The following is a 25,863-nucleotide window of genomic DNA, read 5'->3' as shown; positions in this document are numbered from 1 at the left end:
CTTACTGCCACCTCCTGTAACACCATATGCCAACAAACAAGCCGACAGCCATCAGCCCTGCAACCAACATCCACAGATAATCCTGAAAGACAAAGGCAGACAGCTGTACAGGAGTCAGGTCTCCGCTGTAAATAAAGCTGCTCCAATAGTAAGGGTGAACAAAAAGATCATCGTTTTTCAGGCAGTGAATTTTAGCTTCCCGCAGGGCTTCGGCCTTCCCCAGCCCTTCACTAAGCTTTTCGTAAAACACCTGGACAAGGTCGGGCACCAAATCATCTTTGATGGGCCATAACGTCATCACTGTATTCGGACAGCCCGCATAAGCAAAAGCGTGCCCGAGGCTTATTGCTCCCTCCCCTGCCTTTATGGTGCCAAAGCCCGTATTGCACCCACTCAGAAAGCCAAGCTGCGCGGGAATATGCTGCCCGTAAATTTCGTAGATATTCAATTTGCCGTCTTCTTTACCGGTCCCTTTGAGCAACAGGTGCGTGGCATTTGGGAACTGATCGTTGATAGCCGTATGGGTAGCCAGATGCAAAATGCCAGACTCAGCGCATTTTTGCTTAAATGTTTCCTCGGTGGCATCTATGCCTGTCAAGAAAGTTCCCTGGAAAAGCTGATCCAGCATACTGACTTCTTTTTGCGCTCCGGGCAAAGGCCCAAATTGATCTCCAGCCCTTACACTTCCTTCACTTCCATCAAACAGCGGGGCCATAGCAGTAACGCCATAGCGTATCCCAACCTCCTGCTGAACACCTTTGTACAGCAGTGCCGCACTTCCAGACAACAGTCTTCTTGTTTGATAGGCCTCCAGCAGATACTGATGAGGCTCAGCTCCGGGAGGCTTCATAAGAAATTGATCGAACGGGATATACAACAGGGGACCATCCGGAATTACAACCAGTTTTTCATCATTGATGTACGATTGTAAGGGCTCAAAAACCTGCTGATAAACTTTGTAGCTTGCTTCGCTTGCCCAATCTTCGTTATTGCGAAGCGCATCGTACAGAAACCGGATATCCTTTTCCAGGCCGTCTGCCTTTAGCTTAAGAAAGTGCGTGGTTTCAGTATCGGCAATCAGGACATACAATTCCCTATCCGTATAAAAGTACTCTATCATCGTCTCGTCAGGATCCACTACATCACGCCTGACTGTTTCCAGGTCTGGCATAACCAACGCAATGCGGGTTTTGTAGTAACGCGGATATTGGTCCCTGATGATATCAAACAAGCTATCCTGAGCGTGGGTCAGCCGATCGAGCTCTCTCTTCCATGCCTCAACTTGTTCTGGGGATGAACTACTGCTCAGAGTGTTGAGATTCAACTGGTAAAAAGCGATATCCTCCCGAAAACTCCTTTCTGCCTCAACCACCCGTTCAGAAATATCATAAAAGCGGGCAGCTTCCATGGCATTCAGATTTTCCATTACCGACAGGGCCTTGTTCTTTTCCATATACAGGAAAGCCCGGTTAATGTGCAGCTTATCTCCCGTCTTTTGGTATAGGCGGTAGTGCATTCCAATGAGCGCATTGTACAGGCTTTTGGAATTGGCCGACATAAGCTCCTTGGATTTCTGGCTCTGATATGACAGCCGGGATGCGGTCACCGCTGAATCAGCCGCTTGCAAGGTCTTCAGCGAGGCCTGCTGCAACTCAAAATCCGCTATTTCGCTGGCTTTTTGCTCCAGCAATACCGCCTGTAACGGGAAGAGCGTGAGTGTATAGGCAATAGCCTCCATAGCGCGCCAGTTTGGAATATCTGTATAGTCCGCAGGCTGATAACCAGGCACGAGCACCCGATAAGCTTCCTGCACCGCCCAAAGCGCATCTTCCGTCCGCCCAAGCGCCTGAAGGATTTTACCTTTAACCAGCTTGGTCCCTGCCCAGGATTCGGCACTCCAGGAACTGACTTCCTCCGCTTTGCCTACCCAGTTGCATCGGCTGCATGACCGGCTTCCAATACATTTCTGGCTTTATAGTTGTAGGCGATCTGCAGGTAAGCCGAATTGCTAAATGAGGGTGCAAGGGCAATAGCTTCGTCAATAACTTCATCCAGTAAAGCTTCACTACGGCGGGCTTTCCCGCTCTCACTGTAAGCCCAGATCAGATTGAGTTGGGTAGAAAAGATATTATCCGTCAGGGTATCACTTAACCGGCGGCGTATAGCCAGTGCGTTTTTCAGGTGCAGGATACCGGTCTCCCATTCATCCACTTCTACATAAAGTGCTCCAAGATTATTGAGGGCACGAGCCAGGTTTCGGTCTTCATTGGCAGCTTCAACTGCCTCCTCCTGCGTGAGAATAGCCCTTTCGAAATCTCCCAGCTCAGCATAGCTGTGGGCTATGTTGTTTTTAGCATAAAAAATATCACCCTGCTTCTCCAGTTCCAGTAAAATACTCAGGCTTGTATCCAGATAGCTCAGTGCTTTATTCCAGTTGCCTCTCCCGCCATAAGCGACCCCCAGGTTGTTATAGGCCGTTGCTGCATTAGGGCTGCTGTAGCCATTGATGAGCAGAGCAGCATCTTTTGCCTTATGACAAAAGGACAATTTGCGCTCATAGTCCTTCTTATGCCCAAAATAGAGGCTCATATTCATCAAAGCCAGCGGATAGTACGAAAGCGTGTCCCTGACCGCTGCCAGGTGCTCTTCGATTATGCTATAAGCTTTGAAAACGGCTGCATCACGTACCTCATCAGGATAGGGTAGATAGTAGGACATTTCACTAGCCCACGTCTTCACGTAAGCCATATGGTAATAATCGCATACTGACTCATAGTAAGGATAAGCCAGCTCATAGGCCATATAAGCATCGGCATACGCTCCGGCTTCCCGAAGTTCGTCAGCTTCACAAACTAGCACATCAGGTGTGTCTTCCTGGGCTTGACCGGCAGATATGCCAAAACATACTACCAGAGCCCATGGATTTAGTTTCCATAGATTCATAATCCCCCGTTGATTAATCCAGCCTGAAAGTACTTGTTTCGGGAAGAAAAAGAAAAATTCTAATGGAATTTGGAAACATTTTAAACGAAACCTGGTTAGGTCCCCGTAATAGGTTTTAGTTAAAATAGTTGAGTTGCACGCAGGACAGTGATCCTGTGTGCAATTTTTTTTCTCTATGATTGTCGTCTTACTGCTGCTTTCCGTTTTCTTGTTGTACGTGACGGCCCCACGGGGCACCCTTTGGCACGAAGCCACACGGCTTCCGGTGCTGTGGTATCAGGCATTGCGGAGTAGGCAGCCAAAAGCAACACTCAAAAGGATAAACTATGGGCCGCACCTAAGGCAGTACTACCTTTACTGCGAACCGAAGCTGCCATCGGCGAACCCTCCCAGATGGATTATTTATTTTCATGGTGGTAGCTGGAGATGGGGCAAACCCGATTATTTCAGGGTACATGCCCACATCCTTGCCGGTTTGGGGTACCATGTGATTCTTCCTTCCTACCGCCCTTGCCCCCAACACAACTACAGTCATATTGCTGCCGACCTGAAGGCGCTGCTCCGCAATTTGGACCAAAAACATGCTGACTGGTCGCCACAGGCTACGATTGCCGGCGGTATGTCTGCCGGAGGGCATTTGTCCGCCTTGCTGGCTCTTGATGTAAATTTAATCCGCGAAGCCCTGCCCAATGCCAGATCAATCGCCGGTTTCTTTGCACTTGGCGCCCCGCTCGACCTGGAGCAAATGCCCCAACGTTTTGCTATCCGTGACCTGGCAGGCTCCCGGGAAGACCCTTTGTTTTCCAAAGCCAACCCCGCCGCGCATCTTCCACTTCAACCCCAACAGCGGGGGCTTATCATCCACGGTGATCAGGACGGTATGGTCCCGGTAGCAGCTGCCATGGCCTTCGTTCAGAAAGCTAAAGGCAGCTCAAATGACATTGCCTTTCATCAGATTGAGCGAGGCACTCACCTGAGCATAGCAGCATGGCCTTTTCAAAATGAGCAGGTCCGCCAAATCATCACCAACTGGCTTTCCCAAAACCCCGCCCCCCCGAAATGTAAAAAACAGGATAGAACAGGCACTACCCAGTCCGGTTAAAACATCCCACTCTCCCAGCCGTTTTAATTACGGACAAAATATAATATTGAAAATCAATCCTATACATGGCTAACCAAACCAATCCGAAACCCCAACCTTCCAAGGGGAAACCCAACTCCCCTTCTGGCAGATCACCATCCTGGTTACTTTACATACTGCTTGCCCTGCTTCTGGGACAAGCTGTTTTCTATTTCAATGGCTCCCAGACAGAGGAAATCTCCTGGAGCCGCTTTAAGCAGGAGATGCTTGGGAACGGAGACGTCTACAAGATTGATGTCATTAATCAGAAAAAGGCAGAGGTCTATATCAAATCTGAAGCCCTTACAACTAGCCGTTACCCGGAAATTGACTCTAGTCAGGCAGGGCCGCATTACACCTTTAATATCGGTTCGCTGGATAACTTCCAGGAAACGCTTGATGCCAATCAGGAAGCAACGGGGAACGCTATTGATCTGGCTTTCCAGGAGCGTACTGACTGGTTAGGCAGTATTCTGTCGTGGATGCTTCCCATACTGATTATCGTAGGGATATGGGTTTTCGTCCTTCGGCGTATGAGGCCCGGTGGGGGCATGGGTAGCGGCGGGGGCAATATATTTGACATCGGCAAGTCCAAAGCCAAGTTGTTTGAAAAAGGCTCCAGTGATGTCACTTTCAAAGATGTGGCCGGATTGGAAGAGGTTAAAGTGGAAGTCAAAGAGGTTGTGGATTTTCTGAAGAACCCGTCCCGTTACACCAAATTGGGTGCGAAAATACCCAAAGGCGTCCTGCTCGTTGGTCCTCCTGGCACCGGTAAGACCTTGCTGGCAAGAGCAGTAGCGGGCCAGGCAGAAGTCCCTTTTTACTCCATCTCCGGTTCTGAGTTTGTGGAGATGTTTGTAGGGGTCGGTGCCTCAAGAGTCCGTGACCTTTTCAAAAAAGCCAAGCAGACCTCCCCCAGTATCATTTTTATTGATGAGATCGATGCCATTGGCCGCTCCCGGGGCAAAAGTGCAGCTATGCAGGCCAACGATGAGCGGGAAAACACCCTCAACCAAATTCTGACTGAAATGGACGGCTTTGGCACCAACACCGGTGTCATTGTGATGGCAGCGACTAACCGTGGCGATGTCCTCGACCGCGCACTGTTGCGCCCTGGCCGTTTTGACCGGCAGATTTACCTGGAATTGCCTACCCGCACCGAACGGAAAGCTATCCTGGAAGTGCACACCAAGCCCCTCGCCATGTCAGAGGATATCGACCTGGATACCCTGGCTGCCCAAACGCCAGGGTTCTCCGGTGCGGATATCGCCAATGTCTGTAATGAAGCAGCGTTAATTGCAGCCCGCCGCAGCAAGGAGCAGGTGGAAATGAAAGACTTCTACGATGCTACCGACCGGGTCATTGCCGGCTTAGAGAAAAAGAGCAAAATCATCAGTGAAGGAGAAAAGAAAGTTATTGCCCACCATGAAGCCGGGCATGCCACCGCCAGCTGGTTCCTAAAACACGCCGACAATCTGTTGAAAGTCTCGGTGGTGCCCAGAGGGCGGTCTCTGGGGGCAGCCTGGTACCTGCCGCAGGAGCATGTCATCTACAATACCGATCAATTCATGGACCGGATCTGTACCGCACTGGGCGGCCGGGCGGCCGAGGAGATCATCTTTGGCAAAGTCTCTTCCGGCGCATTGGATGACCTTGAAAAAGTGACCAAGCAGGCTTACACCATGGTGGCTTACTACGGGCTTAACGAAAAGCTGGGCAACATTAGCTACTACGACAGCACCGGGCAAAGTGAGCAATCCCTGCAAAAGCCTTACAGCGAAGCTACCGCACAGGTCATTGACGAGGAAGTCCATAAACTCGTGGAGACAGCCTACGAAAGGACCCTCAGTTTGCTGCGCGACCACCGCAGCCAGCTTGAGGAACTGGCCCAATTGCTTCTTACTAAGGAAGTGGCTTTTAAGGATGACCTCGTAGCGATTTTCGGAGAACGGACACAGGAAGTTGAAGCCTAAATGTTTACCTTTGAGCTCTCACTAAAGCAAGGGACTTGGAGAAGCATACGCTTTACGAACTCAATGAATACATTCGAAGGATCATCGCGCTCAACCTGCCCGCACCAGTGTGGGTGAGCTGCGAAATCTATCAGTTGAATGTTTCCCGGGGGCACCGGTACCTAAGCCTGGTACAGAAAGCTGAAGGCAAAGACCAAATTATCGCTCAAAGTGACGCAGTGCTATGGCAAAGGCAATATCGAAAACTGGAACGCAAACTTGGAGCCAGCCTAATCCAAATTTTAAGGTCAGGTACCGCCGTCCTTCTACGAGTTAGCATTGACTTCAGCGAACGCTATGGGCTTAAGCTTGTCGTAGAAGATATAGACCTTGCCTACACCATGGGTCAGTTGGAGCAGCAACGCCGGGCTACCTTCGAGCGCCTGAAGGCAGAACAATTGCTTTCCAAAAACAGCAATCAGAAACTGCCTCTTGTACCCCAGCGGTTAGCGGTCATCAGTTCCCCTACGGCTGCCGGTTTAGAAGACCTCATGCGCCAGCTGGAGCAAAATGAGTATGGGTATAAATTCCAGGTCAGGGTTTTCCCTGCTGCCATGCAGGGGCAAAATGCCCCGTTGGAGGTAGCCGCTCAAATTCGCAGCATCCAAAGCCTGACCAGGCCCTACGATGTTATTATTATTGCAAGAGGAGGTGGAGCAAGGCTTGACTTAGCCGCATTTGATGACTACGAGCTGTGCGTGGCCGTTGCAGAATGTCCGATACCGGTACTGACCGGAATTGGACACGAAATTGATGAGGTTTTGCTCGACCTGGTTGCCCATACCGCACTCAAAACCCCTACGGCTGTAGCCGAATGGCTGATAGACCGGGCGGCCCGGTTTGAAAGCCAGCTGGTGGAGGCGGGTTATGCCATTTCAAAACTGGTACAGCAACAGTTTAGCCAGCAAAAACTGCAACTTGAACGATGGGCACAGCAGTTAAAATATCTTTCTGTACAAAAGCTGCAACGGGAGCATCAGCATATTGACCGGCTCAGGCAGCTCATCCCCCCAACGGTCCGGCAGCATCTGAAACTGGAACAGCAACAATTGCAGCAATTTGAGCAGTTGCTTCAGTTGCTAAGCCCCGAGGCCACACTCCGCCGCGGCTATACACTTACTACCCTTGAAGGACAACCGGTAACCGATGCCCGGAACGTCAAAAAAGGAGATATTCTGACCACCCGTTTTAAGGACGGGACCGTAAAAAGCAAAGTGCAATGAACCTAACTTACGAAGAGGCTATCCAGGAGCTCCAGGAAACAGTAACCCAACTCCAGGAAAACGAAGTGAATATTGATGAGCTCTCAGCTAAAGTAAAACGGGCAGCGCAACTGATTGCCTATTGCCGGGAAAAACTGCGGGCTACTGAAGCGGAAATTGGCGGGCTGTTTGAAGGGTGACAGAACAATAATAGCCATCCTGGTAGTTACCAGAATGGCTATCGTGATACAAGGCGTGGAAACTTTTACTGACGCTTGAAGATATAGCGCGTGATAAAAATCCCCTCTGTATCATCTGCGCCGGCACTGCTTTCCACACCGGATGTCACGAATGCCAGTTCCCAGCCTTCTGCCACCAGTTGATTGATACGGGAGCTGACCAGCGCATCGTTTGAAGCGATATTTTGGAAGTTGATGCCTACCAGGCTGTAAAAGTTCAGCAGTTTGGTTTCTGAGAATTCATCCACTTTTGCATCCCGCCGCCTTACACTGCGCTGATCACTGGTCGTGCCGTCGGTTCGTTCAGTAGTAAAATCTTCAGCGTCAACCTCGGTTTTGTTTTCGATGATCCGGGAACGCCCAAGCCCACCGGGCACAATAGACTCTACAGTGGTAATGACTTTATATTCCTGAGCTTGTGCAAAAATGAGGCAACCGGTGAGCGCGATAAAAGTGAACAATGCTTTTTTCATGTTAAGTTGGGTTTTGTTGTGTTAAATAGAGTTTATTAACGCAAATTTTGTATGTCTCTGAATGGTCTTTTTCACCAGCTCTGCATCTCGTCCTCACCTTCGTAGCTTAGGCTACGAGGTTCCGGGCGTTCTTTGATCTGGCAAAAAATACTCATCCATACCCTATACAAAACTTACCTTAATAAACTCTAATAAAGCTGCAAAATACACCCGCCGGAAATAGGACGCCAGTGCTAATGACAGAATTAGGAAAACCTTAATACCGGAGTCGCGATAACTTAAAATCCTTAACAGATAGCAGGCAATTTTTTCTAGCTTTGCAGGCAAAACCACGCGATCCAACCATGGCATATCAAGACTCTATCCTTCATCCAGGCTTCAAAGTTGGTGTACTGGGCGGCGGGCAGCTCGGCAAAATGATGGCTCAGGCCGCTAATAACTGGCACTTGCCACTTTTCCTGCTCGATACTGATAACTCCTTCCCTGCAGGACGGGTCTCTCCCTTTTTCACTGCCGGTAATTTTAAAGATTACGATGACGTATACCAGTTCGGAAAAGATAAGCAGGTGCTCACCATTGAAATTGAGCACGTCAATACGGAGGCGCTGCATCAGTTGGAAAAGGAAGGTGTGAAAGTGCACCCTGCTCCCGCCAAACTGGACATCATCAAGGACAAGGGGTTGCAAAAGCAATTCTATGCGGAACATAACATTCCTACCTCCCCCTTCGCGCTTTACACCAATGAAGAAGCGGTAAGGAAAGCAGTGGCTTCAGGCGAGCGCTCCCTGCCATTTGTACAAAAATCCCGCACCGCAGGCTACGATGGGCGTGGCGTGAGCATCATCCGCTCAGAAGCAGACCTCGAAGAAAAGCTGCTGCCTGGCCCCTGCATGATTGAAGACCTCGTGGAAATGGACAAGGAAATCGCAGTCATTGTAGCCCGCAATGAAAGTGGCCAGACCCAGGCTTTTCCTGCCGTGGAGATGGCCTTCAATCCGGAAGCCAACCTGGTGGAATTCCTGTTCTGCCCGGCCAATATCAGTAAGGAAGTGGAAGCAAAAGCTGAAGCCCTGGCTGCTGAGGTTATCAATGCCTACGGCATTTGCGGCTTATTGGCCGTAGAGCTGTTTCTGGACAAGGAGGGCAACTTATTAGTCAATGAAGTCGCTCCCCGGCCTCACAACAGCGGGCACCACACGATTGACAGCTGCTACACCTCCCAATTCGAGCAGCACCTGCGCGCCATTCTCAACCTGCCCCTTGGCAGTACGAAAATGAAATCACCTTCCGTCATGGTCAACCTGCTTGGCGCACCCGGCCACACCGGCCCGGCTTATTACAAGCATCTGGAAGAGTGCCTCAAAATTGAAGGCGCCCATTTCCACCTCTACGGCAAAAGCACGACCAAGCCGTTCCGCAAGATGGGTCACGCGACTATAGTGGATGAGTCCCTGGAGCGTGCCGTTGGGAAAGCGCGTTGGATTCAGGAAAAGCTGGAGATTGTGAGCGGGAGCTAGTGGTCTGTCAAGTGTTAATTTATGGGTTGAGTGGGAGCGAATTTTGAGGCTAATCAAGGCGGATGTTCCCGCGCATAGCAGCGCTACGTAAGGGGTTATCCAACGAAGAGTAGCCTCAAAAGTCGCCGCAGGCAACCCCTAGTTTTAGCCTTGACAGACCACTAGTCCCAAAACGTCCCCACTCTATCTGTAGCTTTCATCTGCTCATCCATCAGGTGCTGCAGCTCAGTAACGATTTCCGGGAACTGCTCCGACCGGTCGAAGCGCTCACCGGGGTCTTCATCCAGATTGAACAGTAGAGGCAGTTTCCCATCAAAGTAATCCAGGCTCGTCTGACTGGAGGTTATCCGGTGCAATTTCCAAGGACCTTTACGCACAGCTTGCAACTGATTGCCGGGACCGTAGTAGAAAAAAGGGCGATCTGAAAGCGTCTCTCCACGCAAGAGAGGGCGAAGATCACCACCATCCACTATCCGGTCTTCGGGAATATCCTGCCCGGCATGCCCTAACAAAGTCGTGTACCAGTCCATCGTATTGGCGGGCGTACGCTGTACCTGCCCGGGCGCAATAGTCCCGGGCCAGCAAGCAATGCCTGGCACCCGCATCCCTCCTTCCCAGGTACTGCCTTTCCCATCCCGAAGGAGCCCCGCTGAGCCGCCATCCGCACCCTTGATAATCCAGGGACCGTTGTCGCTGGTGAACAGGATAAGGGTATTTTCTGCCAGTCCTGCCTCCTCCAGGGCTGCACGTATGCGCCCTACCGCATCGTCAATCTCTTCCACGACATCGCCGTAGGTGCCTGCCCGGGAATGCCCTTCAAAGTCCTTGCCGGGGTACAGAGGGACATGAGGCATCGCAAAAGGCAGGTAAACGAAAAAGGGGGACGGGTCATCTTCCCGCATGAAGTCAATAGCCGTCTGCGTATACAGGCCGGTAAGCAGGGACTGATCGGGGTTCATGCCCAGTGTATCGTTGCCGGAGAGCAGCGCAATATCCGGCCATTGGGGTGGGATCATATCGTTGCTGTACGGCAGGCCTACGTAGGTGTCAAACCCATTCTGCAAAGGAAGGAAGCCGGGCTGTGTAGACCCCAGGTGCCATTTACCAAAACACCCGGTACGGTAGCCCGCTGCTTTAAGCCCTTCGGCTAAGGTATGCTCCTCACTATGCAATCCGCGTTCCGACTTTGGATAGAGCACCCAGTCAAAACCGGAACGCACCGGATAACGGCCGGTCAGGAGGGCATAACGACTGGCGGTGCAGGCCGGGGAAGCACTGTAAAACTGAGTGAAAAGCATGCCGTCCTGAGCCATTCGGTCCAGGTGGGGCGTCGCAATGGTGGGATGCCCATAGGCGTGCAGGTCGCCGTAGCCTAGGTCGTCACAAAAAATCAAAACGACATTCGGTGAATTGGATTCCTGAACGGAATGGTCCATTTGGGAAGGCTCTGGCGCAAAAAGCAAAGACATTAGGCTCAATATATGGCTGATAAGGTAGAATGGCATAAAGCAGATAATGTGGTGGAAGAATATCCAAACTTAACCAATGGTTTCAGAATATTGAGCAAACACTTACATTGATTTTTTACTAAATGAACGGAATACAGGATGTCCACTCATCCGATTTGTGGAATGCTAGCTCAAATGCCCCGGGGCCTTTGAGAATGCTCATCTCCATTCTTTAGGGAATTCATATCCCAGTTGATCCATATGTACCTCCATAAGGTTAATAACAGAAGGGATAATATCCTCATCGAAATAGCTTCTAAAGTCTCTTTCCCGGTTTTGGGTACTGTTGATTTGAGGGATTTCAACTTTAGGCATCCCCGTTTTTTCAGCAAAGCGGTCGAAATCTTTTTGTATGTGTTCAAACCGGATTAAATAATCCACCTGCTGAATGGTTGCCATGTGTTTTGGGTTAAACCAACGCACCTGATCGCCATACTTTTTAAAAAAGGAGCTAAAAGAGTGATTATTTTGAAAGATATCCTGAGCCATATGAAGCCGTTTTTGAGAAAGGGACCGCCCTGTGGATTTCTTTTTGGGGTATTGAACTGTGTTCTTGTGGTTGTTTTTAATTTTGAAATATTTACTGACCATGGAGTCCAGCGGGTTTCGAACTCCTGCCGCAGTAAAATATTTCCGTGTATCCTCTGATGAAACTTCAAGAAATTCTTCTATTGTGGAATGCCGGCGACCCACATATTCACTACCACACTCCCTTACAAGAGTTTCTGCTATGGCAGTGCTGCCGGTTCTGGGTATTTGAAAAAAACAGAACCGGTATTTGTAGTTGATAACCATCGTTTATGTTTGTTTTCCGGATCAAATATAACAAACCTCAAATTCCGGCACTTGATTCTACCTGCAAGACAAACCGTTCAGTTTTCCGCTTTCTCCAATCCGGACTTGTAAGCCTCCAGACAACGTTCCCGGGCCATCTTATGCTCAACCATAGGCTCCGGATAGCGGTCTGTACCAAACTCGGGCACCCACTTCTTGATGTACTTGAAGTCCTTGTCAAATTTTTTCTGCTGAGAATAGGGGTTGAAAACCCTGAAATAGGGCGCTGCATCCGTACCACTACCTGCCGCCCATTGCCAGCCGCCGTTGTTGCTGGACAAGTCAAAATCAAGTAGCTTTTTTGCGAAGTAAGCCTCGCCCCACCGCCAGTCAATCAGCAGATGCTTCGTTAAAAAGCTGGCGGTAATCATCCGCACGCGGTTGTGCATATAGCCTGTGGCATTGAGCTCGCGCATGCCGGCATCTACGATCGGATAACCCGTCTTCCCTTCGCACCACTTTTTGAAATCGGCTTCGTCATTGCGCCAGGGCACATAATCGTACTTCGGCCGGAAGGAACGCTCCGCCACGTGCGGATGCTCATCCAGAATTTGCGCATAGAAGTCGCGCCAGATCAGTTCATTGAGGAAGGTGTCGTTGAGCTGCTTCGCCCGCCAGGCTTTTTCGCGTATGCTAATGGTGCCAAAACGGAAGTGGATCCCCAACCGGGAAGTGCCATTGATAGCCGGGATATCCCGCGTCTCATCGTATGTCCGGATCAGCCCGCGGCTAACGGATTTGGGTGGGATTTCAATGTCAGTAGGCTCAAAGCCCATATCCTCAAGAGTGGGCATGGGCAGCGGTTCTGTTTCTAAAAAATGACTGGCGTACGCCTCCACCGGATAAGGTTTCAGGTAATAGGAAATCTCCTGCTGCTCCCCGTCCGGATTGGTAAATGAATCCATGCGGTTGTTCAGCACTTCCTTCCAGGTGCGGCTGTAGGGCGTGAAAACGGTATAGTTGCCGCCAGTCTTTTTCTGGACTTCTTCGGCCTCAAAAATGACGTGATCCTTGAAATCATGAAACGGGATTCCCGCATTGTCTAACAGTTCCCGCACCATCTGATCCCGCTTTTTGGCATAAGGCTCGTAATCTCTGTTGGTGTAGACGGCGGCCACATCGAACTCCTTCAGCAAGGCTGGCCAGATTTCCTTTGGGAAACCATACCGCACCAGCAGGGAGTGCCCCTCCTGTTCAAGGGATTCCTTCATGCCGGCAAGGGTGTCATGCAAAAATTCCACCCGTGCGTCTTTAGGGCTTTCCAAATCATCCAGAATTTCCCGGTCGAAAATAAAAAGGGGCAAAACCGGATGCGCTCCCCTGAGCGCGTGATAAAGTCCGGCATTATCATGCAGACGAAGGTCCCTGCGGAACCAAAAGATACTTACCTTTGCCATAAAGTTGGATTCATTTTCGGAGGAGAAACAGGAAAAACAGCTGTTTGTTTAGCAACCTGAGTTCCTTCGGGATTTTGTAGTTTTAAGTGGTTAAGAACATCAGACCGTTATGAAATACAACCTGATTTTACCCCTGTTTTTGCTCCTGTTCATGGCGCTGATGGGCTGTACCAGCGAGCAGCAAAAAAGGCAGGCAGCCATTGCCGGGCTGGAAGCTGAAGCTGAAGGCAAAACAGACGCAGCCACAGCTAAAATCCTGATTGAATCCTACGCGGACTACATATCGGCTTATCCCGAAGACCCAACCTTTACGCCCCGTTACCTTTACCGGGAAGCTACTTTGCAGTACCGGCTGAGCAATTTCCCGGCCGCAGCAGAACGGCTCCTGCAGCTGCTGGAGCGACACAATGGTGCAGAGGTGGCCCCGCAGGCGATGCTTCTCCTGGGAGACCTGTACAACTCCGCCCTCCAACAGCCTAAAGCCGGCAAACTGGCCTTACAGGCTCTTACCCGTAGATTCCCGGAAAGCGAATCCACTAAAACTGCTGCCGAACAACTGGGCAACACCATGGTAGCACTGGAGGACGAACTGGAAGCCCTGCGCTTATCCATTTACAACGACTCCCTGGCCCGGCTGGACTTCCGGAAGGCTGACCTTTACATTCAGCAATCCGAACTTTACAGCATTTTGCTCCCTGATGATGCGCTGACGCCTACCCTACTCTACCGTGCCGGAGAGATTGCCCGCTCAGCCCGCAATTATGAAAAAGCACTGGACCTGTACGGCAGGCTTCATTCCCTTTATCCAGAATTCGAAAAAGCGCCACAAGCCCTGTTTATGCAGGCTTTCATCCTCGACAATGACCTCAAGCGGTTCGATGAGGCTGGCCAGCTTTACCAACAATTTATAGACCAGTATCCCGATGACGACTTCGCTTCTTCTGCCCAGGTTTTACTTGAAAACTTAGGCAAAGACGAAGAGGAAATCATCCGCAACTTAAATACCAAAGCAGGCAATCAGCCTGCGCCCACTAATCAATAACTCACAAACTTGGAAATCACCATGTCCAGAAACTACGACCTCTCCGACCCTACTGATCTTGATGTGCTCAAATCCGACTTCGAAATGTACGACGCAGACGAATGGCAGGAGATGATTGACTACACCCTGCAGGACGGCAACAAACGCCTGCTCTCCTATGATGAACGCGGCATTCTTATGCAGGCACGTAAAAAAGCACTGTATAACAGCCACCCCTCCGCCAAACAAATGGTGTGGGCCCTCAAAATTGCCGATAAAATAGAGGAGCACAAAAAAGAAGCCAAAGGTTGATTTTAACCCGCCTGTACATTAAAACGCAATGTTTGCAGCACACTGTGTGCGCACACTACTTTACCGGCAATTGCTAGGTGCTTCTGGCAGATTTACTTATTTTTCGTTCCATGAAACAGTATTTTTGCCTTTTAATCGCCACTAGCCTGCTTTTTGCGGGCTGCCAGAACACTGATAACCAGAATATTGCCCGGCAACAAGGGACTTTTGTGCCTCACGACGGGCAAAAAACCGGTATCGACTTTGTGAATACGCTGACGGAGACAGAAGACGTCAATGTCCTTTCCTACGAATACTTTTACAACGGAGGCGGAATTGCCGTCGGCGATTTCAATCAGGATAGCCTGCCGGACCTCTATTTTACCGGTAATATGGTGCCTAATGCCCTGTACTTAAATCAGGGCGGGCTGCAGTTTAAAGCCGTTACCGAAACAGCAGGTGTGGCCGGGCGAAAAGAAGGTTGGAATACCGGCACGACCCTCGTAGATATCAACAACGACGGGCGTTTAGACATCTACCTCTGCTACTCCGGCGATAAAGCTCCCGGCCTGCGACGCAATGAGCTCTACATCAATCAGGGTAATAACAGCGAAGGGGTTCCCACCTTCAGGGAAGAGGCAGCAAAGTATGGGCTCGACCTGCCCTCCTATTCCACACAGGCGCTTTTCTTTGATTACGACCGGGACGGTGACCTCGACTGTTACCTGCTCAATCACTCTATAGAGGATTTTCAAAGTTTTGATGCGACCTATGTCAAAGGGCTGTCCGATGAATTTGCCGGGGATAAGCTCCTGCGCAACGATGACGGCCAATTCACGGAAGTGACGGCTGACGCAGGCATCAAAAGTACTCCTCTGGGCTTCGGGCTGGGCATTGCCGCCTCGGATGTCAACGGGGATGGCTGGACAGACCTTTACGTCTCCAATGACTACATTGAGGAAGACTACCTCTATATCAATCAAAAAGACGGTACCTTTAAAGACGAGCTCAAACAACAGATTGGGCACATTTCCCATTTTTCCATGGGCTCCGATATAGCAGACTTCAATAATGATGCCTTGCCGGATATTTTCAGCCTGGACATGCTGCCGGAGGATAACCGCCGGCAAAAGCTGCTCTACGGCCCGGATACCTATGAAAAGTATCAGTACATGCTGCGCAACGGTTTCTATCATCAGATCATGCGCAATATGCTGCAGCTCAATAATGGGGATGGTACCTTCAGTGAAATCGGGCAGTTGGCCGGCGTCTCCAATACTGACTGGAGCTGGGCGCCCCTGCTCGCTGACTTTGACAATGATGGCTGGAAAGACCTCTTCGTCTCCAACGGTTACCTTCGCGACTATACCAACCGCGATTTTGTTTCCTATTACGCTGATCAGCGAATCAAGGAGCAGCGGGGCGAAAAGTCGGACCCGCTATTGGACATTATAGCAAGAATGGAGTCCACCAAAACACCCAACTATATTTTCCGGAACAATGGCGACCTGACCTTCACCAAAAAATCAGCTGACTGGGGTTTTGATGAGTTGGTGCTCTCTAATGGCGCTGTCCACGCTGACCTGGACCTTGACGGTGACCTGGATTTGGTCATCAACAACGTCAATGCGCCTGCCCGAATCTACGAAAATCAGGTTGCTAACGGCCATTATCTCAAGGTCAATCTAATGGGTAACGGCAGCAATCGTCATGCCGTGGGCGCTAAAGTCACCCTGGAAGCCAACAGTCAAACTTTCATGCAGGAATTTATTCCCTCCCGCGGATTTCAGTCTGCTATGCACCTGCCACTGCATTTCGGGCTTGGCGAAGCACAGTCTGTGGATAAGCTCACCGTACTCTGGCCCGATGGCACGACCACGGTCCTCCGCAATATCCCGGCAGACCAAACCCTCACCGTCGATATCGCTAATGCTCAACCTGCCAACCCTTCTCCCGCGACAGAAGCGATGTTTAGCCCGCTTAACAATAGCCTGCCCTTTGCCCATCGGGAAAATCAGGGGGTAGACTTCAAACAACAAACCCTCCTACCCTACGCCCTGTCCTACATGGGCCCGGCAGTAGCCACAGCCGATTTCAATGGTGATGGCCGGACAGATCTTTTTGCCGGAGGTGCCAAAATGCAAGCTGGTCAGATATTCCTGCAACAAACGGATGGCTCCTGGGCGCTGTCCCTTCAGCCTGCTCTGACCAATGACCTGATCATGGAAGATGTTGCCGCTGCCGCCTTTGATGCCGATGGAGACGGGGACATGGACCTCTATGTCAGCAGCGGGGGCTACCACTACCTCCCGGAAGACCTGGCGCTACAAGACCGCTTATACCTTAATGACGGCTCCGGTCAATTCGAAAAAGCCACCCGCGCCCTGCCACTTATGCGCAGCAGTAGCGGCACTGTTGCTGTTGCCGATTTCGACGGGGATGGAGACCAGGATATATTCGCAGGGGGGCGGTTGATCCCCGGAAAGTACCCCTTGCCTGCCCGCAGCTACCTGCTTGAAAACAATGGTCAGGGCGAATTCAAAGAAGTCACTGCAGAAAAAGCCCCTGGCTTGGAGCAGCCCGGCATGGTCACCACGGCGCTTTGGGAAGACCTCAATGCCGATGGTCAGCCCGACCTGGTGCTGGCCGGCGAATGGATGCCGCTTACCGTCTTCCTGAATCAAAACGGGCAACTTCAGCGAGCCAATAACTTCTTTGGGGAGCATACCGATGGCTGGTGGTGGTCAATGGCAAAAGCCGATCTTGATGGCGATGGTGATACTGACCTCATTGCCGGCAACCTTGGCCAAAACACCAACCTCAAGGTGTCTGCCGAGGAGCCCGCTACCCTGTACTACGGTGACTTTGATGAGAATGGCGCAGTAGACCCCCTCATCACGCATTATATACAAGGTGAACCCTACCCTTTTGTGAGCCGGGACAACCTGTTTGGGCAACTGGCCGCCATGCGGAAGAAATTTCGGGACTACGCCAGCTACTCCAATGCAAAGATTGAAGATGTGCTTTCACCGGAGCAACTGGAAGGTGCACGGCAACTCAAAGCGAAGCAAGGGAAAACCGTTTGGCTGGAAAATCAGGGCGATGGCAACTGGGCAATACGGGAACTGCCTGTTGCCGCACAAATGTCGCCGGTGTTTACCATCCTGCCGCTTGACGCCAATAACGATGGGCTGCAAGACCTGATACTGGCCGGCAACCTAAGTGAAACCCGGCCTACGATGGGCCCCTGGGATGCCAATTACGGACAGTTGTTCCTCAACCGGGGCGATGGGCAGTTTGAGTACATTCCTCAGCACCAATCCGGGCTCAGCCTAATCGGGGATGTACGCACGGCCGTTGCGTTAAATGAGGGGCAAACCCTTTTATTTTTCCGTAATAACCAATCTGTCCTGGTCTACAACAAGAACAAAACGACCATAAACTGATCTGCCTAAACAGACCGGAAGCTCTGATTGCATGCAAATACAGATGTACTCAACCGGAGCAAAAACTGACTTTAAACACCTGTTACAATGAACTTAACCTTACTGGATACCGGGATCATCCTCGGCTATATCGTCCTGACCGTACTTTTCGGCTTCTGGGTTTCAAAGCGGGCCTCTAAGGACATGCAGGCTTATTTTCTGGGCGGCAATAAAATCCCCTGGTATCTCCTGGGCCTTTCCAACGCCTCCGGTATGTTCGATATTTCGGGCACGATGTGGACCGTCACTATCCTGTTTGTATACGGGCTGAAGAGTGCCTGGATCCCGTGGCTCTGGCCGGTCTGGAATCAGGTGTTTGTCATGGTCTTCCTGGCTATCTGGCTTAGGCGCTCAGGGGTGCTTACCGGTGCGCAGTGGATCACTTTCCGGTTTGGGGATCAGACCGGAGGGCGCTTATCGCATATTATAGTGACGGTCTTTGCAGTAATCAGCGTATTTGGGTTCATCGCCTACTTCTTCGAAGGAATTGGCAAGTTTGCCGTCATCTTTTTCCCTTGGGATTTGTCCGTTGACCAGGGGTTGATTCAGCTGACCTCTGAGCAGTCGTATGCACTCATCATCATCGCGGTTACCACCCTTTACACCATCAAGGGCGGGATGTACAGCGTGGTTGGAACGGAAGTGCTGCAGTTTGTCATCATGACCATTTCCTGTTTCGTAGTGGGCATCATTGCTTATACCAACGTCAGCGGAGAACAGGTAATGGAAGCCGTACCGCCCGGCTGGACGGAGTTGTTCTTCAGCTGGGAGATGGACCTGGACTGGACCGGCTATCTGGACAGCGTCAACAAACGCATTGAGGATGATGGGTTTGGGGCCATAGGCCTTCTGCTGATCGCGATGATTTTCAAGGGCATTTTTGCCAGCCTGGCCGGGCCGGTTCCCAGCTATGATATGCAGCGGGTGCTTTCCACCCCTACCGCTTCTGAAGCGGCGAAGATGAGCGGGCTGACCATTCTTGCCCTGTATTTTCCGCGGTACCTCATGATTGCCGGATTTGCGGTGCTTTCTCTGGTCTACCTGACCCCGGAATTCAGGGAGATGGGCGCTGATATCGATTTTGAGACGGTTCTGCCTTTGGCCATTGAGCGTTTTATCCCACCTGGCTTTCAGGGGCTCTTGCTGGCGGGGCTCTTGGCCGCCTTCATGGGGACTTTCGCAGCCTTTATTAATGCAGCGCCGGCTTATCTGGTTAACGATCTGTACAAAAAGTACATCAACCCAAATGCCAGCAGCAAGACCTATATCCGATACAGCTACCTGGCTTCCTTCCTGCTGGTCGCTATCGGTTTGATCGGCGGTTTTTATGCCAGTAGCATCAACTCCCTGACGCTTTGGATCACCTCAGCGCTATACGGCGGTTATGCTGCAGCCAATGCCCTCAAGTGGATCTGGTGGCGCTTCAATGGCTACGGTTACTTCTGGGGCATGATCGGCGGGTTGATTGCAGCGACCTTTATCCCGCCGTTATTTCCGGATGTTACGCCCATCTACCTTTTCCCGGTCATCTTTGCCATTTCCCTGGCGGGCTGCCTCATCGGCACCTATGCCACTCCTCCCGAGGATGACGAAACGCTAATGAACTTTTATAAAAAGACCAACCCATGGGGGTTTTGGGCCCCCATCCGAAAAAAGGTACTGGCGGCAGACCCCGCTTTTGTGCCCAATCATTCTTTCGGAAGGGATGCGTTCAATGTACTCGTCGGTATCGTTTGGCAAATGTCCCTGGTCGTCATGCCCATTTACCTGCTCATCCGGCAGTCTACGGAACTGGCCATTACCTTTCTCATTTTCTTAATTACCACCTGGCTGCTGAAGAAGTACTGGTGGGACAAACTTGAAGACTAAAACACATGAAGCTAACAGGGACTTTCCTGGATGAAATCTCCCACGACATTCCTCACCAAAACTGGGGCATTAAAGAGTGGGACACCGATTTTCAGCATATGAAGCGCATGGGCATTGACACCGTCATTCTCATCCGCTGCGGATATAAAAACTGGCTGACCTATCCATCGGAAGTACTTCAGCAGGAAGAGGGAGCGTATGAACCACCGGTCGACCTGGTGCGCTTGTTTCTGGACCTGTCAGAAAAGCATGGTATGGCTTTTTACTTTGGGCTGTACGACTCCGGCAAATACTGGTGGGCGCAGGGCGATTTCCAACGCGAGGTAGCCCTCAATCTCCGGGTCATTGATGAAGTTTGGGAACGGTATGGCTCCTCTCCGGTATTCAAGGGTTGGTATATTTGCCAGGAGGTCAGCCGCAAAACGGCCGGCATCATTGACCTCTACCGGCAACTGGGGCTGCACTGCAAGAAAGTAAGTGGCGGGCTGCCCACCCTGATTTCTCCATACATCGACGGTCAGAAAGCCATCATGGCCAGTGAAGCCGAACTGACTAAAACCGATGCCGTCAGCCTGCAGGAGCACGAAGCCGAGTGGGACGAAATCTTTGCCGGCATACGGGAGGCCGTAGACATCGTGGCCTTTCAGGACGGACACGTGGACTACCATCAGCTGGCCGATTATTTTGCCGTTAACAAGCGGCTCGCTGACCGCCACGGGCTGCGCTGCTGGACCAATGCTGAATCCTTCGACCGGGATATGCCCATCAAGTTTTTGCCTATAAAGTGGGAAAAGCTGCGCCTTAAACTGGAAGCCGCCCGCGCTGCCGGATTAGAAAAAGCCATTACCTTTGAGTTTTCGCATTTTATGAGCCCACAATCGGCCTACCCGCAGGCGGGCCATTTATACAACCGATACCAGGAATACCGAAACGAACACTGAACATGCTGAATGCAGGACAATACATCCCGGTTTTCACAAAGGAACTAAACGAACGGGTCATCCCCTTTTGGGAACGCCACTCCCCGGACCGCGAATATGGCGGCTATTTCACCTGCCTGCTCCGGGACGGACAGGTGTACGATACCGACAAGTTCATCTGGCTACAGGCCCGTCAGGTTTGGACTTTTTCCAAATTGTACAACAACCAGGAACAGCGGCAGGAATGGCTGGACCTCGCCCTGCTGGGTGCCAATTTTCTGGAAAAACACGGCCGGGACGAAGCCGGCAACTGGTACTTCTCCCTCCGGCAGGATGGGCAACCTCTCGTACAAGCCTATAACATCTTCTCCGATTGCTTCGCTTCTATGGCTTTCGGCCAACTATATCAGGCTACCGGTACGGAACGGTACGCTTCCATAGCCCGGACTACATTCAGCCGAATACTGGAACGGCAGGACAACCCCAAAGGCAAGTACAACAAACTGGTCCCCGGTACCCGCCCCCTCATGGGCTTCTCCCTGCCTATGATCCTCTGCAACCTTTGCCTGGAGCTGGAGCCGCTGCTCGAGTCGGACCTGGTGGAAACAACGATTGACCATTGCATTCATACCGTCATGGATACCTTCTATGACGATGAATCCGGGCTGGTCCTGGAAAATGTAAAGCCCGATGGTAAGCTCAGTGATACCTTCGAAGGCCGGCTCCTCAATCCAGGCCATGCTTTGGAAGCTATGTGGTTCATCATGGACCTGGGCGAGCGCCGGGACGATCAGGAGCTGATCCGGCAGGCCACCGACCGGGCGCTTTTTATGCTGGACTACGGATGGGATAAACAAGCAGGCGGCTTATTTTACTTCCTGGACCGTAAAGGCTATCCGCCCCAACAACTGGAATGGGACCAAAAGCTATGGTGGGTCCACCTCGAGGCCATGGAAGCTGCATTGAAAGGGCTGCGGCATACCGGCGATGAGCGGTGTGCCCAGTGGTTTGTGCAGCTTTACGATTACGCCTGGCCCCGGTTTTCTGATCCGGAGTACGGCGAATGGTTCGGCTATCTGAAGCGGGACGGCACGCCACTGCACACCGCGAAGGGCGGCAAGTGGAAAGGCTGTTTCCACGTGCCGCGAGCGCTGTGGGGCTGTCTGGAAGTCCTGAAAAAACTGCCGGCTTAAACCTACCCTTCCCTGGCAGTCAGTCCCAGCGCCTCCTCCACCAGGTTATCGTCCGCGATAGTGGGCAAGGTCACCCTGAGCCCCGGATAAGCCTGCATGGTGCGCTGTATGGTGGACATCGCGCCCCGGTTGCGGGCCCAGGAACGGCGGGCGATGCCATTATTGACATCCCAGAAGAGCATACTTTCCAGGCGGCGGTCAGATTCCGGTGTGCCATCGATCACCATCCCAAAACCTCCGTTCATCACTTCGCCCCATCCTACGCCGCCACCGTTATGCAGGGAAATCCAGGTTGCCCCACGGAAAGCGTCTCCAATCACGTTGTGCACTGCCATATCTGCGGTAAACTGGGAGCCGTCGTAAATATTTGCGGTCTCCCGGTAGGGCGAATCGGTACCGGAGACATCGTGGTGGTCTCTGCCCAGCACGACTGGCGCACAGAGCTCCCCTCTTGCAATAGCTTTATTGAACGCCCGGGCGATACGTATGCGGCCCTCGGCATCAGCGTACAGAATCCGGGATTTTGAGCCTACGACAGGCAGGTTATCTTCTGCTCCTTCAATCCAGTTGAGGTTGTCCCGCAACTGAGGACGAATATCCTCCGGGGCTTCTGCCAGCATCTCCCGAAGGATTTCTGCTGCAATTTCATCGGTCCTTTGCAAATCTTCCATTGTGCCAGAAGTACATACCCACCGGAATGGGCCAAAACCGTAGTCAAAGCACATTGGCCCCATGATATCCTCTACATAGGATGGGTAACGGAAGTGCCCCTCGGTCTCATCCAGCCAGATATCCGCTCCGGAATTGCCTGCTTCCTTGAGAAATGCATTGCCATAATCCCAGAAATACATGCCGCGTTCTGCCATGGTGTTAATGGCTTTTACATGGCGGCGCAGGGTGTCCCGCACTTCCGACATGAATTGTACAGGGTCTTTATCCAAAAGCCGTTTGGCTTCTTCAAAGGTATAGCCCGCAGGAGCGTAGCCCATGCCTTCGATATTGTGCAGGGAGGTCTGATCAGAGCCCAGCTCCACTCGAACCTCATCCTTAGCCAGGCGCTCCCAAAGCTCTACCACGTTTCCCTGATAGACCAGTGCCACGGCTTCTTTGCCAGCTCTTGCCTCTTCTATTCTGGGCAAAAGCGCATTGAGGTCGGTAAAGACATTTTCTGCTTTGATGTAGCCGTCCGTCAGGCGCTGCTGTACGGCATCAGGGTCAATTTCCGCTACAATTCCTACAGCTCCGGTTACTTCAGCCGCAATCGTTTGTGCACCGGACATGCCGCCCAGCCCGGAAGTCACGAACACTTTTCCGCGGAGATCTTTATCGCCAAGCCCCATTTTGCGGCCAGCATTCAATAGCGTAATCGTTGTACCATGCACAATCCCCTGCGGGCCGATGTACATAAAGGAGCCGGCCGTCATTTGCCCGTAGGAAGTGACGCCCAGGGCGTTATACTTGTTCCAGTCTTCCTTTGTGGAATAGTTCGGGATCATCATCCCGTTGGTCACCACTACCCTCGGGGCTTCAGGGTGGGAGGGGAAGAGCCCGAGCGGATGCCCGGAATAAAGCACCAGGGTCTGCTCGTCCGTCATCTGAGCCAGGTACTGCATAACCAGCCGGTACTGCGCCCAGTTTTGAAAAACAGCTCCATTGCCACCGTAGGTGATCAGCTCGTGCGGGTGCTTGGCAACCTTGGGGTCCAGGTTGTTTTGAATCATCAGCATGATCGCAGCAGCCTGATGGGACTGATGGGGATATTCATCAATCGGGCGGGCGTACATTTCATAGTCCGGACGGAAGCGGTACATATAAATGCGCCCGTAGCGCTCCAGTTCTTCGGCAAATTCAGGAGCCAGGACTTTGTGTTGATGAGCCGGGAAGTAGCGCAGGGCATTTTTGAGGGCCAGCGCCCGGTCTTTATCAGAAAGCACACCGTCAATACCACGCTTTGGTGCATGGCTCACATTAGGATCGTAGGGCTTGGGCACCGGCAGCGTATCTGGTATCCCTTCCAGGATTGCTTTTTGGAATTCGGTCATATTTGGCGTTTTGCGCTAAGGTCGGACTTTTTTTAACAATTTGTTAGCCCCCTTAAGGCCCTTTAACGGAGGAAGCAGCCCAAAATTAACATTGCTATAGCACACCAAAGCCATTTTTATTTGTAAATTAAATAGACGAAACCTGCGAATAAACCTCAGCAATAATGCTCCTTTGTTCATACACTTAAAACCTTTTGACATGAAGTATTTTCTCTATTTCCTTCCCGTTTTACTCTTGTTTTTAGTCAATGACGCGCTCCTTGCACAGGACTATACCGTCCGGGCCGTTGTCAAGGAGAAATTCCGGACAGCTGACGCCTCTTTTGAAAAATTGGACGCCGGCACGATCGTTGAACTTAGTGACTATCGCATCATCGCAGGAACACCCACCATTAGAGCTGTAATCAACGTGCAGGAGCGCATGATCTCCGCGTTTGACCTCAAGCACCTTGATTTCCAGCTTAATGAACTGTCGATTGATGGCCTTTGGTATCAGCAATTTCTGCAGTCCAGCGCATTGGACCAACTCTCCAAAAGGGGTTGGGACCAGGAAGTCAGGCGCGAGCTACAGGAAGAGTACCTTAGTTTTAATGAGACCATCACCCTGTTTGACGACCCGTACCTGGAGGATTACCTCAATCAAATCCGGCTGCAACTTTTTCCCAAACAACCTGTAAAGAAACATCCGGCAGTAATGCGCATACGTGTTTACGAGTCGGTAGAGCCCGGCACCTTTGCCTGTGCCAATGGTGACTTGTTCATTTCGACCGGCCTGTTGGCCGCCCTGCAAACCAAAGAGGAACTGCTGGCCATTTTAGCCCAGGAATTCGCGCATATTCAGTTCAATCATTCCGTAGACAACTTCCGCCGCAACCTTTCCCGGGAAGCCCGTGCCGCATTCTGGAGCGGCGTAATTACCGTAGCCGCTGCGGTTACTGAGACCGCTGTGGCCAATCAGTCCATCCGGAATGGCACCTTTAGCCCTGTAGACCTGTACGCATTTGGCGCATTCACAGAAAGTATTTCTATGCTTTCCTCTGCCATTGCCTTTCAGGTAGCGAACCGCCTGGGGATGGAATATACCTTTGAGCAAGAGTCAGAAGCCGACCAAACTGCGCTCATCCTCATACAACACCTCAAGGCAGATAACCAGGCTCTGCTGAATGCTTACACCCGCATCTACGAAGCACAGAGAATCAGCAGGGCTTACCAGCTGCAAACGCGGGAAGAGCGCCCTTACCCTCATCTTTACCGGCAAATGCTGGACTTGGGTTACCAATTAAACTATGAGCCGCCGGCAGCTGATCCTGCCTATATCAGCGTAACAGCAATGGCAAGGCGCAATACCGCGTGGCAGGAATTCCTGAGCGGCAATTACGAACGCACGCAACAACTCCTCACCACTCAACTGGATGCAGATGCCGCCGTACTTGAAGATTACATGTTGCAGTCTGTACTCCTCCGCCAAACCTCAAATGAGGCCGGTGATATGGAAAGAGCTATGCTGCTGCTGCGGAAAGCTGAGCAGGAGGCCTACTCCCTTTCTCCGGAAATACACCTGGAAAAAGCCATGATCTTACTCCGGCTCGATAAGCAGGAAGGGGCCCGCCGGGAACTCGAAAACTACAGGAATGCACTCAAGAAAACGGATAATGGAGAAGGGCAGGCAGACCGCATAGCATGGGTCACTCAAATGCTCGAAAAGATGTCCCGGGGCAGGTAAAAAAACGAACTGGCTGCAGTTGCCCACAGCCAGCTCAGCCCTAACCAAATTAAAACCAGGTATTACCAAATTGT

Annotated in this window: 19 protein-coding genes; 12 read left to right on the top strand and 7 right to left on the bottom strand. The window is 51.5% G+C overall.

Features of this window, described 5'->3' with window-relative positions; genetic code table 11:
• Nucleotide 1 precedes the first annotated feature (1 nt).
• Both IX84_RS21580 and IX84_RS21575 read right to left on the bottom strand, forming a co-directional pair.
• Nucleotides 2–1,813, bottom strand: a complete 1,812-nt coding sequence (locus tag IX84_RS21580; protein WP_152605185.1) for a CHAT domain-containing protein — start codon at nt 1,811–1,813, stop codon at nt 2–4.
• A gap of 110 nt (nt 1,814–1,923) precedes the next feature.
• Entirely contained in the window at nt 1,924–2,943 is a 1,020-nt protein-coding gene (locus IX84_RS21575; protein ID WP_044225698.1) for a tetratricopeptide repeat protein, read from the bottom strand.
• 175 nt (nt 2,944–3,118) lie between these two features.
• On the opposite strand from IX84_RS21575, the gene IX84_RS21570 reads away from it, so the two are divergent.
• From IX84_RS21570 to xseB, 4 genes are all read left to right on the top strand, one after another.
• Complete coding sequence (locus IX84_RS21570) at nt 3,119–4,045, top strand: alpha/beta hydrolase (RefSeq protein ID WP_152605184.1); 927 nt, start codon at nt 3,119–3,121, stop codon at nt 4,043–4,045.
• 65 nt (nt 4,046–4,110) lie between these two features.
• On the top strand, nt 4,111–6,036 hold the full coding sequence (gene ftsH / locus IX84_RS21565) for an ATP-dependent zinc metalloprotease FtsH (RefSeq protein WP_044225693.1): 1,926 nt from the start codon (nt 4,111–4,113) through the stop codon (nt 6,034–6,036).
• Nucleotides 6,037–6,071: 35 nt separating this feature from the next.
• Nucleotides 6,072–7,298 carry an exodeoxyribonuclease VII large subunit gene (gene xseA / locus IX84_RS21560; RefSeq protein WP_044225690.1) on the top strand — a complete coding sequence of 409 codons (1,227 nt, stop codon included), beginning with the start codon at nt 6,072–6,074 and terminating at the stop codon, nt 7,296–7,298.
• Nucleotides 7,295–7,477 (top strand): exodeoxyribonuclease VII small subunit, encoded by a 183-nt coding sequence (gene xseB / locus IX84_RS21555; RefSeq protein ID WP_044225686.1) that lies wholly within the window; start codon nt 7,295–7,297, stop codon nt 7,475–7,477. Before xseA ends, xseB begins: the two co-directional genes overlap by 4 nt.
• Before the next feature lie 65 nt (nt 7,478–7,542).
• On the opposite strand, the gene IX84_RS21550 is transcribed toward xseB, so the two are convergent.
• Complete coding sequence (locus tag IX84_RS21550) at nt 7,543–7,989, bottom strand: hypothetical protein (protein WP_044225684.1); 447 nt, start codon at nt 7,987–7,989, stop codon at nt 7,543–7,545.
• Between the two features lie 344 nt (nt 7,990–8,333).
• On the opposite strand from IX84_RS21550, the gene IX84_RS21545 reads away from it, so the two are divergent.
• On the top strand, nt 8,334–9,506 hold the full coding sequence (locus IX84_RS21545) for a 5-(carboxyamino)imidazole ribonucleotide synthase (protein ID WP_044225681.1): 1,173 nt from the start codon (nt 8,334–8,336) through the stop codon (nt 9,504–9,506).
• A 161-nt stretch (nt 9,507–9,667) separates the two neighbouring features.
• Here the strand turns inward: IX84_RS21545 and IX84_RS21540 are convergent, their stop codons facing one another.
• From IX84_RS21540 to IX84_RS21530, 3 genes are all read right to left on the bottom strand, one after another.
• Nucleotides 9,668–10,942 carry a sulfatase family protein gene (locus tag IX84_RS21540; RefSeq protein ID WP_044225887.1) on the bottom strand — a complete coding sequence of 425 codons (1,275 nt, stop codon included), beginning with the start codon at nt 10,940–10,942 and terminating at the stop codon, nt 9,668–9,670.
• Nucleotides 10,943–11,173: 231 nt separating this feature from the next.
• Entirely contained in the window at nt 11,174–11,809 is a 636-nt protein-coding gene (locus IX84_RS21535) for a sulfotransferase family 2 domain-containing protein (RefSeq protein WP_044225677.1), read from the bottom strand.
• 77 nt (nt 11,810–11,886) lie between these two features.
• The gene (locus tag IX84_RS21530; protein ID WP_044225673.1) at nt 11,887–13,245 is read right to left on the bottom strand and encodes a cryptochrome/photolyase family protein; all 1,359 of its coding nucleotides are present in this window, start codon (nt 13,243–13,245) and stop codon (nt 11,887–11,889) included.
• 109 nt (nt 13,246–13,354) lie between these two features.
• Between IX84_RS21530 and IX84_RS21525 the strand changes: the two genes are divergently transcribed.
• The 6 genes from IX84_RS21525 to IX84_RS21500 all read left to right on the top strand — a co-directional run bounded on the left by IX84_RS21525 (nt 13,355) and on the right by IX84_RS21500 (nt 22,024).
• The gene (locus tag IX84_RS21525; RefSeq protein WP_044225670.1) at nt 13,355–14,287 is read left to right on the top strand and encodes a tetratricopeptide repeat protein; all 933 of its coding nucleotides are present in this window, start codon (nt 13,355–13,357) and stop codon (nt 14,285–14,287) included.
• A gap of 21 nt (nt 14,288–14,308) precedes the next feature.
• Nucleotides 14,309–14,578 carry a hypothetical protein gene (locus IX84_RS21520; RefSeq protein ID WP_044225666.1) on the top strand — a complete coding sequence of 90 codons (270 nt, stop codon included), beginning with the start codon at nt 14,309–14,311 and terminating at the stop codon, nt 14,576–14,578.
• A 110-nt stretch (nt 14,579–14,688) separates the two neighbouring features.
• Complete coding sequence (locus tag IX84_RS21515; RefSeq protein ID WP_052516278.1) at nt 14,689–18,003, top strand: FG-GAP-like repeat-containing protein; 3,315 nt, start codon at nt 14,689–14,691, stop codon at nt 18,001–18,003.
• Nucleotides 18,004–18,090: 87 nt separating this feature from the next.
• Complete coding sequence (locus tag IX84_RS21510; protein ID WP_044225663.1) at nt 18,091–19,911, top strand: sodium:solute symporter family protein; 1,821 nt, start codon at nt 18,091–18,093, stop codon at nt 19,909–19,911.
• A 5-nt stretch (nt 19,912–19,916) separates the two neighbouring features.
• Nucleotides 19,917–20,852 carry a DUF4434 domain-containing protein gene (locus tag IX84_RS21505; RefSeq protein ID WP_044225660.1) on the top strand — a complete coding sequence of 312 codons (936 nt, stop codon included), beginning with the start codon at nt 19,917–19,919 and terminating at the stop codon, nt 20,850–20,852.
• 2 nt (nt 20,853–20,854) lie between these two features.
• Nucleotides 20,855–22,024: an AGE family epimerase/isomerase gene (locus IX84_RS21500; RefSeq protein WP_044225658.1), complete on the top strand. Its 1,170-nt coding sequence runs from the start codon at nt 20,855–20,857 to the stop codon at nt 22,022–22,024.
• 2 nt (nt 22,025–22,026) lie between these two features.
• Here the strand turns inward: IX84_RS21500 and IX84_RS21495 are convergent, their stop codons facing one another.
• Nucleotides 22,027–24,066, bottom strand: a complete 2,040-nt coding sequence (locus IX84_RS21495) for a urocanate hydratase (protein WP_044225655.1) — start codon at nt 24,064–24,066, stop codon at nt 22,027–22,029.
• A 199-nt stretch (nt 24,067–24,265) separates the two neighbouring features.
• Between IX84_RS21495 and IX84_RS21490 the strand changes: the two genes are divergently transcribed.
• The gene (locus tag IX84_RS21490; RefSeq protein WP_044225653.1) at nt 24,266–25,789 is read left to right on the top strand and encodes a M48 family metalloprotease; all 1,524 of its coding nucleotides are present in this window, start codon (nt 24,266–24,268) and stop codon (nt 25,787–25,789) included.
• The last annotated feature ends 74 nt before the right edge of the window (nt 25,790–25,863 follow it).

It is taken from the genome of Phaeodactylibacter xiamenensis, assembly GCF_000759025.1.
In the GTDB taxonomy this organism is placed as follows: Bacteria; Bacteroidota; Bacteroidia; order Chitinophagales; family Saprospiraceae; genus Phaeodactylibacter; species Phaeodactylibacter xiamenensis.
Note: the sequence above shows the minus strand (reverse complement) of the source record. Positions and strands in the feature narration are given on the sequence as shown.

What these genes read in the sequence shown, in the direction of transcription:
- IX84_RS21575 (WP_044225698.1), bottom strand. Translation starts at nt 2,943, where the DNA reads ATGAATCTATGGAAACTAAATCCATGGGCTCTGGTAGTATGTTTTGGC.
- IX84_RS21570 (WP_152605184.1), top strand. Translation starts at nt 3,119, where the DNA reads ATGATTGTCGTCTTACTGCTGCTTTCCGTTTTCTTGTTGTACGTGACG.
- ftsH (WP_044225693.1), top strand. Translation starts at nt 4,111, where the DNA reads ATGGCTAACCAAACCAATCCGAAACCCCAACCTTCCAAGGGGAAACCC.
- xseB (WP_044225686.1), top strand. Translation starts at nt 7,295, where the DNA reads ATGAACCTAACTTACGAAGAGGCTATCCAGGAGCTCCAGGAAACAGTA.
- IX84_RS21550 (WP_044225684.1), bottom strand. Translation starts at nt 7,989, where the DNA reads ATGAAAAAAGCATTGTTCACTTTTATCGCGCTCACCGGTTGCCTCATT.
- IX84_RS21545 (WP_044225681.1), top strand. Translation starts at nt 8,334, where the DNA reads ATGGCATATCAAGACTCTATCCTTCATCCAGGCTTCAAAGTTGGTGTA.
- IX84_RS21540 (WP_044225887.1), bottom strand. Translation starts at nt 10,942, where the DNA reads ATGGACCATTCCGTTCAGGAATCCAATTCACCGAATGTCGTTTTGATT.
- IX84_RS21535 (WP_044225677.1), bottom strand. Translation starts at nt 11,809, where the DNA reads ATGGTTATCAACTACAAATACCGGTTCTGTTTTTTTCAAATACCCAGA.
- IX84_RS21530 (WP_044225673.1), bottom strand. Translation starts at nt 13,245, where the DNA reads ATGGCAAAGGTAAGTATCTTTTGGTTCCGCAGGGACCTTCGTCTGCAT.
- IX84_RS21525 (WP_044225670.1), top strand. Translation starts at nt 13,355, where the DNA reads ATGAAATACAACCTGATTTTACCCCTGTTTTTGCTCCTGTTCATGGCG.
- IX84_RS21520 (WP_044225666.1), top strand. Translation starts at nt 14,309, where the DNA reads ATGTCCAGAAACTACGACCTCTCCGACCCTACTGATCTTGATGTGCTC.
- IX84_RS21515 (WP_052516278.1), top strand. Translation starts at nt 14,689, where the DNA reads ATGAAACAGTATTTTTGCCTTTTAATCGCCACTAGCCTGCTTTTTGCG.
- IX84_RS21510 (WP_044225663.1), top strand. Translation starts at nt 18,091, where the DNA reads ATGAACTTAACCTTACTGGATACCGGGATCATCCTCGGCTATATCGTC.
- IX84_RS21505 (WP_044225660.1), top strand. Translation starts at nt 19,917, where the DNA reads ATGAAGCTAACAGGGACTTTCCTGGATGAAATCTCCCACGACATTCCT.
- IX84_RS21500 (WP_044225658.1), top strand. Translation starts at nt 20,855, where the DNA reads ATGCTGAATGCAGGACAATACATCCCGGTTTTCACAAAGGAACTAAAC.
- IX84_RS21495 (WP_044225655.1), bottom strand. Translation starts at nt 24,066, where the DNA reads ATGACCGAATTCCAAAAAGCAATCCTGGAAGGGATACCAGATACGCTG.
- IX84_RS21490 (WP_044225653.1), top strand. Translation starts at nt 24,266, where the DNA reads ATGAAGTATTTTCTCTATTTCCTTCCCGTTTTACTCTTGTTTTTAGTC.